At 75.1% G+C, this 12,266-nt stretch carries 16 protein-coding genes; 8 read left to right on the top strand and 8 right to left on the bottom strand.

Annotation, left to right across the window (positions count from 1 at the left end; all coding sequences use genetic code 11):
- The first annotated feature begins 3 nt into the window (after positions 1-3).
- The 3 genes from PKE99_RS19530 to PKE99_RS19540 all read left to right on the top strand — a co-directional run bounded on the left by PKE99_RS19530 (position 4) and on the right by PKE99_RS19540 (position 2,347).
- Positions 4-945: a helix-turn-helix transcriptional regulator gene (locus PKE99_RS19530; RefSeq protein WP_037047262.1), complete on the top strand. Its 942-nt coding sequence runs from the start codon at positions 4-6 to the stop codon at positions 943-945.
- 20 nt (positions 946-965) lie between these two features.
- On the top strand, positions 966-1,439 hold the full coding sequence (locus PKE99_RS19535) for an SRPBCC family protein (protein WP_037047426.1): 474 nt from the start codon (positions 966-968) through the stop codon (positions 1,437-1,439).
- 83 nt (positions 1,440-1,522) lie between these two features.
- Positions 1,523-2,347, top strand: coding sequence for an SDR family oxidoreductase (locus PKE99_RS19540; RefSeq protein WP_037047259.1), 825 nt, complete (start codon positions 1,523-1,525; stop codon positions 2,345-2,347).
- A gap of 25 nt (positions 2,348-2,372) precedes the next feature.
- Here PKE99_RS19540 and PKE99_RS19545 read toward each other — a convergent pair whose 3' ends face one another.
- On the bottom strand, positions 2,373-2,945 hold the full coding sequence (locus PKE99_RS19545; RefSeq protein ID WP_037047257.1) for a histidine phosphatase family protein: 573 nt from the start codon (positions 2,943-2,945) through the stop codon (positions 2,373-2,375).
- A gap of 170 nt (positions 2,946-3,115) precedes the next feature.
- Between PKE99_RS19545 and PKE99_RS19550 the strand changes: the two genes are divergently transcribed.
- Positions 3,116-3,412, top strand: a complete 297-nt coding sequence (locus PKE99_RS19550; RefSeq protein ID WP_051737603.1) for a maleylpyruvate isomerase family mycothiol-dependent enzyme — start codon at positions 3,116-3,118, stop codon at positions 3,410-3,412.
- 26 nt (positions 3,413-3,438) lie between these two features.
- Positions 3,439-4,554 carry an NDMA-dependent alcohol dehydrogenase gene (locus PKE99_RS19555; protein WP_037047256.1) on the top strand — a complete coding sequence of 372 codons (1,116 nt, stop codon included), beginning with the start codon at positions 3,439-3,441 and terminating at the stop codon, positions 4,552-4,554.
- A 28-nt stretch (positions 4,555-4,582) separates the two neighbouring features.
- On the opposite strand, the gene PKE99_RS19560 is transcribed toward PKE99_RS19555, so the two are convergent.
- Together PKE99_RS19560 and PKE99_RS19565 are read right to left on the bottom strand one after the other, a co-directional pair.
- The gene (locus tag PKE99_RS19560) at positions 4,583-5,221 is read right to left on the bottom strand and encodes a biliverdin-producing heme oxygenase (RefSeq protein WP_037047254.1); all 639 of its coding nucleotides are present in this window, start codon (positions 5,219-5,221) and stop codon (positions 4,583-4,585) included.
- 68 nt (positions 5,222-5,289) lie between these two features.
- Complete coding sequence (locus tag PKE99_RS19565; protein ID WP_037047251.1) at positions 5,290-5,892, bottom strand: TetR/AcrR family transcriptional regulator; 603 nt, start codon at positions 5,890-5,892, stop codon at positions 5,290-5,292.
- A gap of 187 nt (positions 5,893-6,079) precedes the next feature.
- On the opposite strand from PKE99_RS19565, the gene PKE99_RS19570 reads away from it, so the two are divergent.
- The gene (locus tag PKE99_RS19570) at positions 6,080-6,448 is read left to right on the top strand and encodes an STAS domain-containing protein (RefSeq protein WP_051737602.1); all 369 of its coding nucleotides are present in this window, start codon (positions 6,080-6,082) and stop codon (positions 6,446-6,448) included.
- Positions 6,449-6,570: 122 nt separating this feature from the next.
- Entirely contained in the window at positions 6,571-7,494 is a 924-nt protein-coding gene (locus tag PKE99_RS19575; RefSeq protein ID WP_037047248.1) for a TIGR03564 family F420-dependent LLM class oxidoreductase, read from the top strand.
- Positions 7,495-7,498: 4 nt separating this feature from the next.
- On the opposite strand, the gene PKE99_RS19580 is transcribed toward PKE99_RS19575, so the two are convergent.
- Complete coding sequence (locus PKE99_RS19580) at positions 7,499-8,206, bottom strand: dienelactone hydrolase family protein (RefSeq protein WP_037047245.1); 708 nt, start codon at positions 8,204-8,206, stop codon at positions 7,499-7,501.
- 296 nt (positions 8,207-8,502) lie between these two features.
- Here PKE99_RS19580 and PKE99_RS19585 point away from each other — a divergent pair, with 296 nt between their 5' ends.
- Positions 8,503-9,396, top strand: a complete 894-nt coding sequence (locus PKE99_RS19585; RefSeq protein ID WP_051737627.1) for an acyl-CoA desaturase — start codon at positions 8,503-8,505, stop codon at positions 9,394-9,396.
- A 14-nt stretch (positions 9,397-9,410) separates the two neighbouring features.
- Here the strand turns inward: PKE99_RS19585 and PKE99_RS19590 are convergent, their stop codons facing one another.
- From PKE99_RS19590 to PKE99_RS19605, 4 genes are all read right to left on the bottom strand, one after another.
- The gene (locus PKE99_RS19590; protein WP_037047243.1) at positions 9,411-9,653 is read right to left on the bottom strand and encodes a hypothetical protein; all 243 of its coding nucleotides are present in this window, start codon (positions 9,651-9,653) and stop codon (positions 9,411-9,413) included.
- Positions 9,654-9,724: 71 nt separating this feature from the next.
- Entirely contained in the window at positions 9,725-10,879 is a 1,155-nt protein-coding gene (locus PKE99_RS19595) for a polysaccharide pyruvyl transferase family protein (RefSeq protein WP_081924223.1), read from the bottom strand.
- A gap of 25 nt (positions 10,880-10,904) precedes the next feature.
- Complete coding sequence (locus PKE99_RS19600; protein ID WP_037047240.1) at positions 10,905-11,702, bottom strand: SDR family NAD(P)-dependent oxidoreductase; 798 nt, start codon at positions 11,700-11,702, stop codon at positions 10,905-10,907.
- A gap of 43 nt (positions 11,703-11,745) precedes the next feature.
- Positions 11,746-12,249 (bottom strand): mycothiol transferase, encoded by a 504-nt coding sequence (locus PKE99_RS19605; protein ID WP_156067682.1) that lies wholly within the window; start codon positions 12,247-12,249, stop codon positions 11,746-11,748.
- Positions 12,250-12,266 lie beyond the last annotated feature (17 nt).

The following is a 12,266-nucleotide window of genomic DNA, read 5'->3' on the forward strand; positions in this document are numbered from 1 at the left end:
GCCGTGCGTGCCGACCGACTCGTCGCGATCCTGCTGCTGATGCAGGCCCGCGGCCGCGTGACGGCCCGGCAGGTGGCCGAGGAGCTCGAGATCTCGGTCGCGACCGCCCGCCGGGACCTGGAGGCGCTCTCCGCCGCGGGCGTGCCGGTCTACCCGCAGCCCGGTCGCGGCGGCGGGTGGTCGCTGGTGGGCGGGGCGCGCACCGACCTGACCGGGCTGACGGCGGGGGAGGCCCGGGCGCTCTTCCTGCTCGCCGGCCCGGAGGCGCGGGCCGCGCCCGAGCTGCGCTCGGCGCTGCGGAAGCTCACCCGGGCCCTGCCCGAGACCTTCCGGGCCGAGGCGGAGGCGGCGGCCGGTGCCGTGCTCGTCGACCCGGCGCGGTGGGGCGAGCGGGAGGCGCCTCGCGACGCCCGGGTGGACCTGCTGCAGGAGGCGGTGGTGCGGCGGCGCAAGGTGCGGTTCGGCTACGGCGGGCGGGAGCGGCTCGTCGACCCGTGGGGCCTCGTCGACAAGTCGGCGACCTGGTACCTGCTCGCCGGCACGGCCGACGGGCGCCGCACCTTCCGCGTCGACCGGATCGCCGACGCCGAGCTCACCGACCTCGCCGCGGACCGGCCCGACGAGCTGTCCCTCACCGAGGCGTGGCGCGAGACCGTCGAGCTGCTGGAGCGCCGCCGCTCCTCGGCGACCGCCACGGTGCTGGTCGAGGCGCGGCTGGTCCCCGTGCTGCGCGACCGGTTCGGCCGCCACCTCGGCCCGGACGTCGCCGACGCCGGCGACGGCCGCGTGCGCGTCACGGTCACCGCGCACACCCCGGGCGCGCTGGCCGAGCAGCTGGCCGGGTGGGCGGGGTACGTGGAGGTGGAGTCCGACGGTGTGGACAACGTCGAGGTCCGTGCCGGGCTCGCGCGGATCGGGCGGCTGCTCGCCGAGCGGTACGGATGATCACCGTGCAGAGTGCGGGCATGAGCGAGCGCATCGAGGTCTCCCGCACGGTCGACGCCGATCCGGGCGAGGTGTTCGCCGTGCTGCGCGACCCGCAGGGCCACGTCGACGTCGACGCGTCGGGGATGCTGATGGACGCGACCGGCGAGCCGGTCTCGGCGGTGGGGGACACCTTCGTGGTCCACATGGACCGCGAGGCCCTCGGCGACATCCCGGAGCTGGGGAAGTACGACGTCACGGTCTCGATCACCCGCTACGAGCAGGACCGCGAGATCGCCTGGACGATCGTCGGCGTGGCCCGGCCGCCGATCGGGCACGTCTACGGCTACCGTCTCGAGCCGGCCGACGGCGGCACCCGCGTGGTCCAGTACTACGACTGGTCCGACATCGCCCCGGAGTGGCGGGAGAAGGACATCTTCCCGATCGTCTCCGAGGCCTCGCTCAAGGCGACGCTGGGCATCCTCGACCGGACCGTCCGCCGCCGGCGGGTGTGAGCGCGCCCACCCGCCGAAATACGGAGGCTCCTCCGCTCCTTGTGCGGGACGGCAGACTTGCCGATCCTCGAGAAGGTGGAGACATGAAGGTCTGGTTCGTCACCGGTTCGTCCCGCGGCTTCGGGCGCGAGTGGACGATCGCGGCGCTGGAGCGCGGCGACTCGGTCGCGGCCACCGCGCGCGACGCGTCCACGCTGGACGACCTGGTCGCGAAGTACGGCGACAGGATCCTGCCGCTGACGCTCGACGTCACCGACCGGGAGGCCGACTTCGCCGCCGTGGCGAAGGCGCACGAGCACTTCGGCCGGCTCGACGTCGTGGTGAACAACGCCGGGTACGGCCAGTTCGGGATGATCGAGGAGCTCTCCGAGCAGGAGGCCCGCGCGCAGATCGAGACGAACGTGTTCGGCGCCCTCTGGGTCACCCAGGCGGCGCTGCCGTACCTGCGCGCGCAGGGCTCGGGGCGCATCCTGCAGGTCAGTTCGATCGGCGGGATCTCGGCCTTCCCGAACATCGGGATCTACAACGCGTCCAAGTGGGCCCTCGAGGGCTTCAGCCAGGCCCTCGCCCAGGAAGTCGCGGACTTCGGCGTGCACGTGACGCTGATCGAGCCGGGCGGGTTCGACACGGACTGGGGCGGCGCCTCGGCGAAGCACGCCACCCCGGACCCGGCCTACGACGAGTTCCGCGAGAAGGCCGCGGAGCAGCGTCGCCGGCGCACGGCCGGGTCGGGCGACCCGGCGGCGTCGAGTGCCGCGGTGCTCAAGCTGGTCGACTCCGACAACCCGCCGCTGCGGGCCTTCTTCGGCGAGGCCCCGCTGGCCATCGCGGAGGCGGACTACGAGAGCCGGCTCGCCTCCTGGCGGGAGTACCAGCCGCTCGCGGTCGAGGCCGGCGGCCGGGCCTGACGATCGCGGCGGACGTACGGCGATCTCAGGGCGGGGTGCCGTCGGCGCCCCGCCCCGGGCCCGTCCGCAGCTCGCGCAGGTTCCACCGGCCCGGCTCCCCGGCCAGCACGGCCACCGACAGCGGATCGACGTCGACGCGCCAGACCGCCGTCGCCGGGGAGCCGAGCGCGTGGGTCAGAGCGGCCCGCACGACCGCCGGGTCGACGACGGCGAGCAGCCCGCCCGGCCGGTTCGGCACCGCCCGCAGCCACCCGCCGATCCGCCCCACGAACGCGGCCATCGACTCGCCGCCGTGGGGCACGGCGTCGGGTTCGGTGAGCCAGCGGGTGAGACCGTCCGGGTCGGCGGCCGCGACGTCGTCGAGCGCCCGGCCGGCCCAGCTGCCGTGGTCGAGGCCGGTCAGGCCGGCGTCGACGGCGGCGGGCAGGCCCAGCGCGTCGGCCGTCTGCCGGCAGCGCAGCGAGGGCGCGCAGCGGACCTCCTCGTAGCGGGGGAGGGCCGGGACGGGGAGCTCGTCGGCCTCGAGCCCTTCGTCGTCGGCGAACCCGGACCGCCGGGTGGCCTCGGTGGCGGCGTGGGCCAGCAGCACGAGTCGCACGGGTTCCAGTGTGGACCGACGCGTGCGGCGGCGCCCTCCGGGGGCGCTACAGTGCCGCATCCGCGGCCGTCCGGCCCGCGGGGCGCGAGGGGACCGGTGGACACGCCCGCGGAGCTGGTCGCCCAGCTGCGCGAGACCGCCCGCTCGGCACGCAGCCGCCGGACCCGCTGGTGGACATGCTCGTCCACGGCCAGGACATCGCGCGCCCGCTCGGCCGCCCGCGCGAGATGCCCGCGCCGGCGGTGGCCGCGGCCCTCGACCACGCCTGGGGCAGCTCGTTCTACGGCGCCCGGAAGCGGTTCGCCGGCCTGCGTCTGCGCGCCACCGACCCCGACTGGTCCGCGGGCGAGGGGGAGGAGGTCCGCGGGCCCGCAGCCGACCTGCTGCTGCTCGCCACCGGCCGCCCCGCCGGTCTCGACGCCCTCGACGGCCCGGGCGTGACGCAGGCCGCCGCACGCGTGGGTTGAGGCCGTTCCTGGCGTAGCGTGATCGCGTGCTGACGCGAGGCGCGGTGCTGCGCGAGGTCCCGGGCAGGTTCGAGGTCGTCGAGCTGGAGGTCGACGACCCGAGGCAAGGGGAGATCCGGGTCAAGATGGTCGCGAGCGGGCTCTGCCACTCGGACGACCACCACGCCACGGGGGACCAGAAGGTCGGGATCCTGCCGTTCGCCGGCGGGCACGAGGGGTCCGGGATCGTCGAGGCCGTCGGCCCCGGGACCACCGGGTTCGCCGAGGGCGACCACGTCGTGTTCTCGTTCCTGCCCGCGTGCGGCCGCTGCCGCTGGTGCGCGCACGGCATGCAGAACCTCTGCGACCTCGGGGCCTCGCTGGCGACGAACGCGCGCTGGGAGGACCCGACGTCGTTCCGGCTCGCCCTCGACGGCGAGCCGGTCGGGCAGATGTGCGGGCTGTCCACCTTCTGCGAGTACACGACCGTCTCCACGGCGTCGGCGGTGAAGGTCGACCCGTCGATCCCGCTGGAGATCGCCTGCCTGACCGGCTGCGGCGTGGGCACCGGGTGGGGTGCGGCCGTCAACTCGGCCGAGGTGCGGCCCGGCCAGGTCGTGATCGTGATGGGCATCGGCGGGATCGGGATCAACGCGGTGCAGGGCGCGGCGCACGCCGGCGCGTCCGCGGTGATCGCCGTCGACCCGGTCGCGTTCAAACGGGAGTCGGCGCTCGGCCTCGGCGCGACGCACGCCGTCGAGGACATCCGCGAGGCCACGGAGATCGGCCGCTCGCTGACCAACGGCCAGGGGGCGGACGCGTCGATCGTCTGCGTCGGGGTGACGAAGGGCGCCCATGTCGGGCAGGCGCTGCGGGCGGTGCGCAAGGGCGGGACGTGCGTGGTCGTCGGGCTGGGCGACGTGCGCACCCACGAGGGCGACATCCCGCTGATGGAGCTGACGCTCTACCAGAAGCGGCTGCAGGGCTCGCTGTTCGGCGCCAGCGCCCCGACCGCGGACATCCCGGCGCAGCTGGAGCTGTACCGGCAGGGCGCGCTCAAGCTCGACGAGCTGATCACCACCCGGTACACCCTCGACGAGGTCGCCACCGGCTTCGACGACATGCACGCCGGCCGCAACCTGCGGGGCGTGATCGTCTTCTGAACCGGGCCGCGGCCGGACGGGCCGCGGGTCAGGCCGCGGCGGGCAGGCCCGTCGCCTCGGCCATCCCGTCGAGCATCGCGATGTTCAGCTCGAATGCCCGGACCGCCTCGTCGGCCACCCGGCGCTGCTCGATCTCGTCCCACGGGGCGCCGTCGAGCAGCGCGCGGTAGCGGACGCGGAACTTCGACGGGCTGCCCAGCGCGGAGAAGTCGTAGAACAGCGCGCCGGGCCCGGTCACGCCGTAGGTGCGCTCCAGGAGCTTGCCGACGACCTGGCCGCCGGCGAGATCGCCCAGGTAGCGGGTGTAGTGGTGGGCCACGAAGACCGGCGCGTCGGTGGCCGCCTCGCGCAGCCGGGCCACGTAGGCCGCGGTCGCGGGCAGCACCCGGGGCGCGTCGACGGACCCGCCGAGGGCCTCGACGTCCCGCCGCAGCGCGGGCAGCCGGCGCAGCTCGTCGATCACGAAGGGCCCGGCGGCGGGGTCGGCGGCCAGCGCGTCGCCCGCGGCCTCGAGGGCGCCGTAGACCGCGAGGTACTGCTCGGCGAGCAGCGTGTACGCCGACAGGGGGAGGCGCCCGTCGAGCAGGGCGGCCATGTAGGTGGAGTGGTGGGCGCGCTCGTGGACCTCGGCCGTGGCCCGGCGCAGGCCGGTGGAGAGCTCGCCCATGGGTGTTCCTCCCGCAATCTTCCTGACGCCGTGTCAGAAAAGATGCTAGAGCACCCGGCGGACTGAGGCTAGCCTAAATTCGAGGGTCGGACCATGCCCAGCACGATCCGCACGGCCGCCTCGACCGAGCCCGCCAGCTCCTCCGGCGGCACGTCGACGATCTGCCGGGCGGACAGCGCCGCGCCGATCATCGCCACGAGGACGGCCGGGTCCTCGGCGGCCATCTCGCCCGACTCGATCCCCTCCCGCACGATCCGCGCCAGCCGGTCGCCGATCGGGTCCGCGTGCGCCGCGATCCGCCGGTACGCCTCGGGATCCAGGGTCCCGGCCAGGCCCTGGCCCGGGGGGAGGTGGAACTCCGCCAGCCGGTGCAGCTGCAGGCGCGCGAAGACGGCGAGCCGATCGGTGGGTGTGGCCGCGGCGGCCAGCGCCGACTCGAGGTCGGCGACGTACCGGTCCGCCTCGTGCTCCACGAACGCGACGAGCAGCGCCTGGCGGTCCGGGAAGTGGTTGTAGATCGACGTCCGGCCCACCCCGGCCGCGGCGGCGACGCCGGCCAGCGTGACGGCGTCGAAGCCCCGCTCGTAGAGCAGCTCGCGCAGCGCCGCGAACACGCGGGCCCGCACCTCGTCGCGGTGGGCGGCGAGCGACCCCCCGAGCACCTTCGGCACGCCGGCCTCCTCCCGCCGTCGCCGTCCAGCGTAGAGCCGGTGCGCCGACCGGGCACGGGTGTCACGTGTAGCTCGCCCCGACGTCGATCAAACGTGGTGATCGCGTCACCCACCCGTCGGTTGACCCCTCGCTGACCTGGCGGGAAGGTGAGGCCCGGCGGTGTGACGGCACGAGGAGGCCATCGGCGTGACGCGGGCACTGGAACGATCGCCCAGCTCCTTCACGGCGGAGAGCCGGACCCTGGACCACGGGGTGGTCGCGCTCCGGCTCGTCGGCGAGCTCGACGCGGACTCCGCGGCGCGGCTGCACGACGCCCTGCACGCGGCCGCGGTCGGCGCCCGCGCGATGGTGGTGGACCTGTCGGAGGTCACCTACCTCGGCTCGGTCGGCGTCAGCGCGCTGCTCGGCGTCTACACCCGCTCCGGTGGCCGGGTCCACCTGGCCGGGCTGCACGCGCACCCGGGCGTGAGCCGGGTCGCGGTGCTGCTCGGGCTGGACCGGCACTTCGTGGTGCACCGGGACGTCACGGCGTTCCTGGCGGCGATGCGCGGCTGAGGGCGCCTCGGCGTCCTCGGCAAGGTTCGCGAGCACGTTCTCGACGACCGCCTGCGGCCCGATGGAGGGCCCGCCGCGCCAGCACGGCGAGTGCTCGGCCCCGGGACTGCGATGCTGGCCGCATGGCGATGCGGATCAGCATGTTCGGGTACCTGGGCGACGGCGGCGGTCGCTCCGTCGTCGACACCTACGTCGAGGAGCTCGCGCGGCTGCGCGACGAGGGCTTCCGCCGGTACTGGACCGCGCAGCTGCCCTACGAGCCGGACCTGCTCACCGTCCTCGCCGTGGCCCTGCGCGAGGTGCCCGGGATCGAGGTGGGGACCGGCGTGGTCCCGATCCAGCCGCAGCACCCGATGGCGCTGGCCCAGCGCGCGCTCACCGTCAACCTGATCGGCGAGGGCAGGCTCACGCTCGGGCTCGGGCTCAGTCACCGGCCCGTCGTCGAGGGGGTGTGGGGGCTGCCGTTCGACCGCCCGGTCCGGCGGCTCTCCGAGTACCTCGACGGGCTGCTCCCGCTGCTGGCGGGGGAGAAGGCCGCGGCCGAGGGCGAGCTCGTCACCACGCGAGGGTCGTTGAAGGTCCCCGGCGCGCCCGCGCCGGACGTCTACCTCGCCGCACTCGGCCCGCAGATGCTGCGGCTCGCCGGCCGCCGCACCGCCGGCACGGTCACCTGGATGACCGGACCGCGGACCCTCGCCGAGCACGTGGTCCCGACGATCCGGGCGGCCGCCGAGGAGGCCGGCCGGACCGTGCGGGTGGTCGCCTCGCTGCCGATCACCGTGACCGACGACGTCGACGCCGCCCGCGCCGAGGCCGCCCGCCAGTTCGCGGTCTACGGCCGGCTGCCCTCCTACCGCGCGATGCTCGACCGCGAGGGCTACGCGGGCCCCGAGGACGCGGCGATCGTCGGCGGGGAGCAGGAGGTCGCCGAGCGGCTCGGGGAGCTGCGGGAGGCGGGGGTGGACGAGTACGTCGCCCTGCCCTTCTCGCCCGACCCCGAGGAGCGCTCCCGCACCCGCGCCCTGCTCCGGGCGCAGGGGGAGTAGCGCGCTACCGCAGGTGCCGGGCGAGGAACGCCGTGGTGTGGCCCCACGCCTCCACGGCGGCCTTCTCGTCGTACATCGAGGGGGCGTCCCAGTTGGAGAAGGCGTGGCCGGCGTCGTAGTGCCGCACCTCGACCTGCGGCTTCCCGCCCACCGCCGCCTCGACCTTCTCGATCTGCTCCTGCGGGATGAACGGGTCGCGGTCGCCGTAGTGGAACAGGGCGGGGCACTCGAGGGCGTCGGCGCGGTCGAGCATGTCCTGGATGCCGGAGCCGTAGTAGGGGACGGCGGCGTCGATGCCGGCGCCGTCGACCCGCGCGGTGGTGGCGCACAGCCAGGTGAGCGTGCCGCCGAGGCAGAAGCCGATGGCGCCGACCTTGCCGGTGCTCTCGGGCATCGCCCGCAGGTGGGCGAACGCGGCGGCGATGTCGCCCGCGGCGGCGGCGAAGTCCAGCCGCTGGACCATGCCCATGCACTCGGCCAGGGCGGACTCGTCCTTGCGTTCGAAGCGGCGCTCCAGCCGCCAGAACATGTCGGGCGCCAGGGCGACGTACCCCTCGCCGGCGAGCCGGTCGCAGATCCCGCGGATGTTGTCGTTGATCCCGAAGATCTCCTGGAACACGAGGACGCCGGGGCCGCGGCCGTCCTCCGGGAGGGCCAGGTAGGCGTCGAACTCGTCGCCGTCGGGGGCGGGCACGCGCTCGTAGCGGGTCATGGGGCTCCTTCTCGTCGCCGGGGCGCCGGGCCCGGTGATCCTGGCACGTCCTCACGCGGTGGCCCGCCGGTACCGGACCGGTGACACGCGGACGGCGGCCGCGTGAGGACTACCCCTGCACTCAGCGGGTACCGGACTCCCGCCCTTAGGCTGGCCTGAAGTCCGTCCCGCTCCGCCCCCGACACCACGAGGTGACCCGCTTGAGCGTCGAGGCCCCCGACCTCCCCGCCCCCGACCCCGCTCCCGACCCCGTCTCCGGTGCCGAGTCGGGCACGGCCCCGAAGGGCCCCAAGCCGATGATCGGCGAGTACCGCAGCACCTGGCAGCAGGGGCTGGTCTGGACGTTCGTGGTGCTCCCCGTGCTGGCCCTGCTGGCGACCGTCCCCGTGCTGTGGGGCTGGGGCCTGGGCTGGTGGGACGTCGTGATCGCCGCGGTCTTCTACACCGTCGGGATCCTGGGCGTGACCGTCGGCTACCACCGGCACTTCACGCACCGCTCGTTCAAGGCGCGGCCGTGGCTGCGGGTGGTCCTGGCGATCACCGGCTCGATGGCGATCCAGGGCTCGATGATGGCGTGGGTCGCCGACCACCGCCGCCACCACGCCTACTCCGACAAGGAGGGCGACCCGCACTCGCCGTGGCGCTACGGCACCACGCCGTGGGCCGTCGCCCGCGGGTTCTTCTGGGCGCACATCGGCTGGATCTTCGACCGCCGCAAGACGAACTGGGAGCGCTTCATCCCGGACCTGCTCGCCGACAAGGTGCTGCGCCGGGTGAGCGGGCTGTTCGGGCTGTGGGTCACGGTGAGCCTGGTCCTGCCCGCGGTGCTCGGCGGCCTGCTGACCTGGTCCTGGGCCGGCGCGCTGACCGGCTTCTTCTGGGGCGGCCTGGTGCGCATGGGCATCTGCCACCACGTGACCTGGTCGATCAACTCGATCTGCCACATGGTCGGGGCGCGGCCCTTCCGCTCGCGCGACCGCTCCCGCAACTTCTGGCCGCTGGCGATCCTGTCGATGGGCGAGAGCTGGCACAACCTGCACCACGCCGACCCGACCTGCGCGCGGCACGGCGTCCTCAAGGGGCAGATCGACATCTCGGCCCGGGTGATCTGGCTGTTCGAGCGGTTCGGCTGGGCGCACGACGTCCGCTGGCCCACCACCCGCCGCCTCACCCAGCTGCAGCAGGCCTGACGCTCACCCGCGGCTCAGACCCGGCCGCAGCGGCGCCGTCCGCCGCTCCGCCCGGTGCGCGGCAGCCGCATGACCTGGCGCCAGCGCACGAGGACACGGACGAGGGGGTCGGGGTCGTCGGCGGTCCGGCGCCCGGTCCTGATCTCCTCGATCAGGCGGTCGTCGGCGGCGACGGGGTCCGTGCAGTCCCCGGGGGCCGGACGCTGCGCGGGAACCGGGACGGCCGCGGCCCCGTGGTCGTTGCTGATCGCGTCCATGCCCACTCATCGCGGCGGCTACGGCGAACGTGTCCCTCCATCCGGGTGATGATCGGCACGTTTGCCACTCGTCAGGCCGAGCGGCGGATCCCGTGGCCGGCGCGCCGCCCGTAGACGCGGTCGGCCAGCGCGGCCTTCCGCTCCCGCAGGTCGGTCAGGACCGCGGGCGGGAAGCCGCCCGGGCCCGGCCGGTCCGGTGTCGCGCCGAGGTCGGTGACCAGCTCCCAGCCGCTGCCCAGCGCGGTCAGCGAGCGGTGCTTGGTGGGGTAGTAGTCGCCGTTCAGGCTCACCGCGATCCCGCCCGCGCCCACCGCCGCCCCGACGAGGTGCGGGTGGAAGCGGGTGGAGATCCACGTCTGGTCGGCCGCCACCGGCAGCCCGTCCCGCCACACGGCGTCGAACGGCACGAACCGCGCCCCGGGCAGCTCGTGCTCCAGCAGCGCGTAGACCACGCGGTCCTGCCCCGGACTCCCCTCGACGACGGCGACCTCCCCGGGGTCGACCTCCCACCGCCGCAGCGCCCCGAGCACGAACGTGGCCAGCGCCTCGGCGGGCCGGTCGCTGAGGTCGGACTGCAGGCAGAGCACGACCCGTGGCGCGTCGTCGACCGCCGGGACCGCGGCGGCGGGGAGGAAGGCGTCGTCGAGCCCGAGGGTGTCCGGCCGGTCGAGCAGCCGGGCCGAGGCCTCGTCGCGCACCTCGACCAGCGCGAACCGCTCCAGCAGCGAGCGGAGCAGCGGCCCGGCGCCGTCGGCCTCCGGCGTGAGGCCCTGTCCGGTCGCGACGGCGCGCCCGCCCGAGTGCTCGACGGCGGCGACCGCCGCGGCGAGCACCCCGGCGTGCCGGGGCCAGATCCCGTTGACGTACCCGCCGCCGACCACGTGCACCACGTCGGCCCGGCGCAGTAGCTCGACCCCTGCGACCCACCGGGGCGCGAGGCCCGGGTCGGCGACCGCGCTGCGCACCCACGCCGCCGTCTCCCACGGGCCGCCCTCCGGCGCCGCGTGGCACAGCCGCCAGATCGTGTCGGTGAAGCGCGCCCGCGGGTGCAGGCCGTCGAGCAGGACGGCGGCGGTGCCGGGGGAGGGGCAGTCGAGCCAGACGTCCGCCCCCGGCGCGGTGCGCGCCAGGTGCCGCAGCCAGCCGGCGGCGATCAGCTCGTCGCCGTAGTTCGGGAACCCCGCGGTCCCGACGAGGTGGTACAGGGGCCGCCGGTCGTCCGCCACGGCCCGAGTATCCCGGCCCGCGATCTCAGTAGAAGGTCACCCCCGGCTGCCCGCCGCCCGCGGCCACGGCGTCGCCGTTGATCGCCACGCTGCGCGGCGAGGCGAGGAAGGCGACGACGTCCGCGACCTCCTCGGCGGTGATCATCCGGCCGACCGTGGTCGTCCGGCCGAGGGCGCGCTCCGCCTCCTCCGCCGACGTGCCGTCGGCCTCGGCCTTGGCGGCGACCATGGCCGGGGTGCGCTCGGTGACGGTGAGCCCGGGGTGCACGACGGTGACGTTCACGCCCTGCGGCCCCAGCTCGTCGGCCAGCGCGGCGGTCATCGCGGAGACGGCGACGTTGCGCACCGAGCCGACCAGCGACGACGACCCGCGCGCGTTGAGCCCGCTGATGTTGACGATCCGGCCCCAGCCCTGCCCGGTCATCAGCGGGGCGACGGCGCGGGCGCACCGCAGGTAGCCCAGCACCTTGGTCTCGAACTGCTCGCGCATGAGGTCGTCGCCGGTGGTGGAGGCGCCGGCCTGGGCGCCCGCCGACGCGGGCCTGGCGGCCGCGTTGACCAGGATGTCGACGCCGCCGAGCGTGGTCACCACCTCGTCGACCATCGCGCGGACGGACGCGTCGTCCGTGGTGTCGGCGACGAGGGGCACGATCCGGGTGCCGTGCGCGGCGAGCCGGGCGGCGGCCTCGTCGAGCGCCTCCTTGCCCCGCGAGACGATCGCGACGTCGCAGCCCTCGGCGGCCAGGGCGGCCGCCACCGCGAGCCCGATGCCGCGGCTCCCGCCGGTCACGATCGCCCGCCTGCCGGTCAACTGGAGATCCATGTCCCCACCTCACACCAGGCGCGGCCCGGCGGCCAGACCGCGGTCAGCCCGGCAGGAGCCCCCGGACGTACTCGGCCTGCCCGAGGTGCTTCGCGTCGTCGTCGACCACGGAGACCAGCCGGACCCCGCGGGTGACCGGCGGGTCCCAGTTGTCGTCGATCACCTCGTCGAGCTGCTCCGGCGTGAGCTTCGCCAGCAGCTCGACGGTCCGCTGCGCAACGGCGGCGTGGTAGCCGGCCAGCAGGTCCGCGGGCGCGCGCACCGCGGCGACCTGGTCGCGGCCGTGCCCGTAACCGGTGTCGGCGGGCTCGAGGTCGAGGCCGAAGCGCTGCTGCCAGCCGTCGGCGAGCCAGACCTGCTCGGTGCCGAAGGCGTCGGCGAGGTGGTCGTCCTGCACCCGGGTCAGGTGCCACACGAGCCACGCGATCGAGTTGCCGTCGCCGTTGAGGCGCAGCGCGAGCTGCTCCTCGGACAGGCCGTCGACGACGGCGGGCACGCCCTCCGAGATCCGGCCGAAGGCGTCGGTGAGCAGCTCGGCGGGGGTCACGGCGTCCTCCAGGGTGG

This window comes from Pseudonocardia halophobica, from assembly GCF_027922425.1.
GTDB classification, from domain to species: Bacteria; Actinomycetota; Actinomycetes; order Mycobacteriales; family Pseudonocardiaceae; genus Pseudonocardia; species Pseudonocardia halophobica.

Excerpts from the sequence above, each read along its gene's own strand:
- PKE99_RS19535 (WP_037047426.1), top strand. The coding sequence starts at position 966 with ATGAGCGAGCGCATCGAGGTCTCCCGCACGGTCGACGCCGATCCGGGC.
- PKE99_RS19540 (WP_037047259.1), top strand. The coding sequence starts at position 1,523 with ATGAAGGTCTGGTTCGTCACCGGTTCGTCCCGCGGCTTCGGGCGCGAG.
- PKE99_RS19560 (WP_037047254.1), bottom strand. The coding sequence starts at position 5,221 with ATGGGCGAGCTCTCCACCGGCCTGCGCCGGGCCACGGCCGAGGTCCAC.
- PKE99_RS19575 (WP_037047248.1), top strand. The coding sequence starts at position 6,571 with ATGGCGATGCGGATCAGCATGTTCGGGTACCTGGGCGACGGCGGCGGT.
- PKE99_RS19580 (WP_037047245.1), bottom strand. The coding sequence starts at position 8,206 with ATGACCCGCTACGAGCGCGTGCCCGCCCCCGACGGCGACGAGTTCGAC.
- PKE99_RS19585 (WP_051737627.1), top strand. The coding sequence starts at position 8,503 with ATGATCGGCGAGTACCGCAGCACCTGGCAGCAGGGGCTGGTCTGGACG.
- PKE99_RS19590 (WP_037047243.1), bottom strand. The coding sequence starts at position 9,653 with ATGGACGCGATCAGCAACGACCACGGGGCCGCGGCCGTCCCGGTTCCC.
- PKE99_RS19600 (WP_037047240.1), bottom strand. The coding sequence starts at position 11,702 with ATGGATCTCCAGTTGACCGGCAGGCGGGCGATCGTGACCGGCGGGAGC.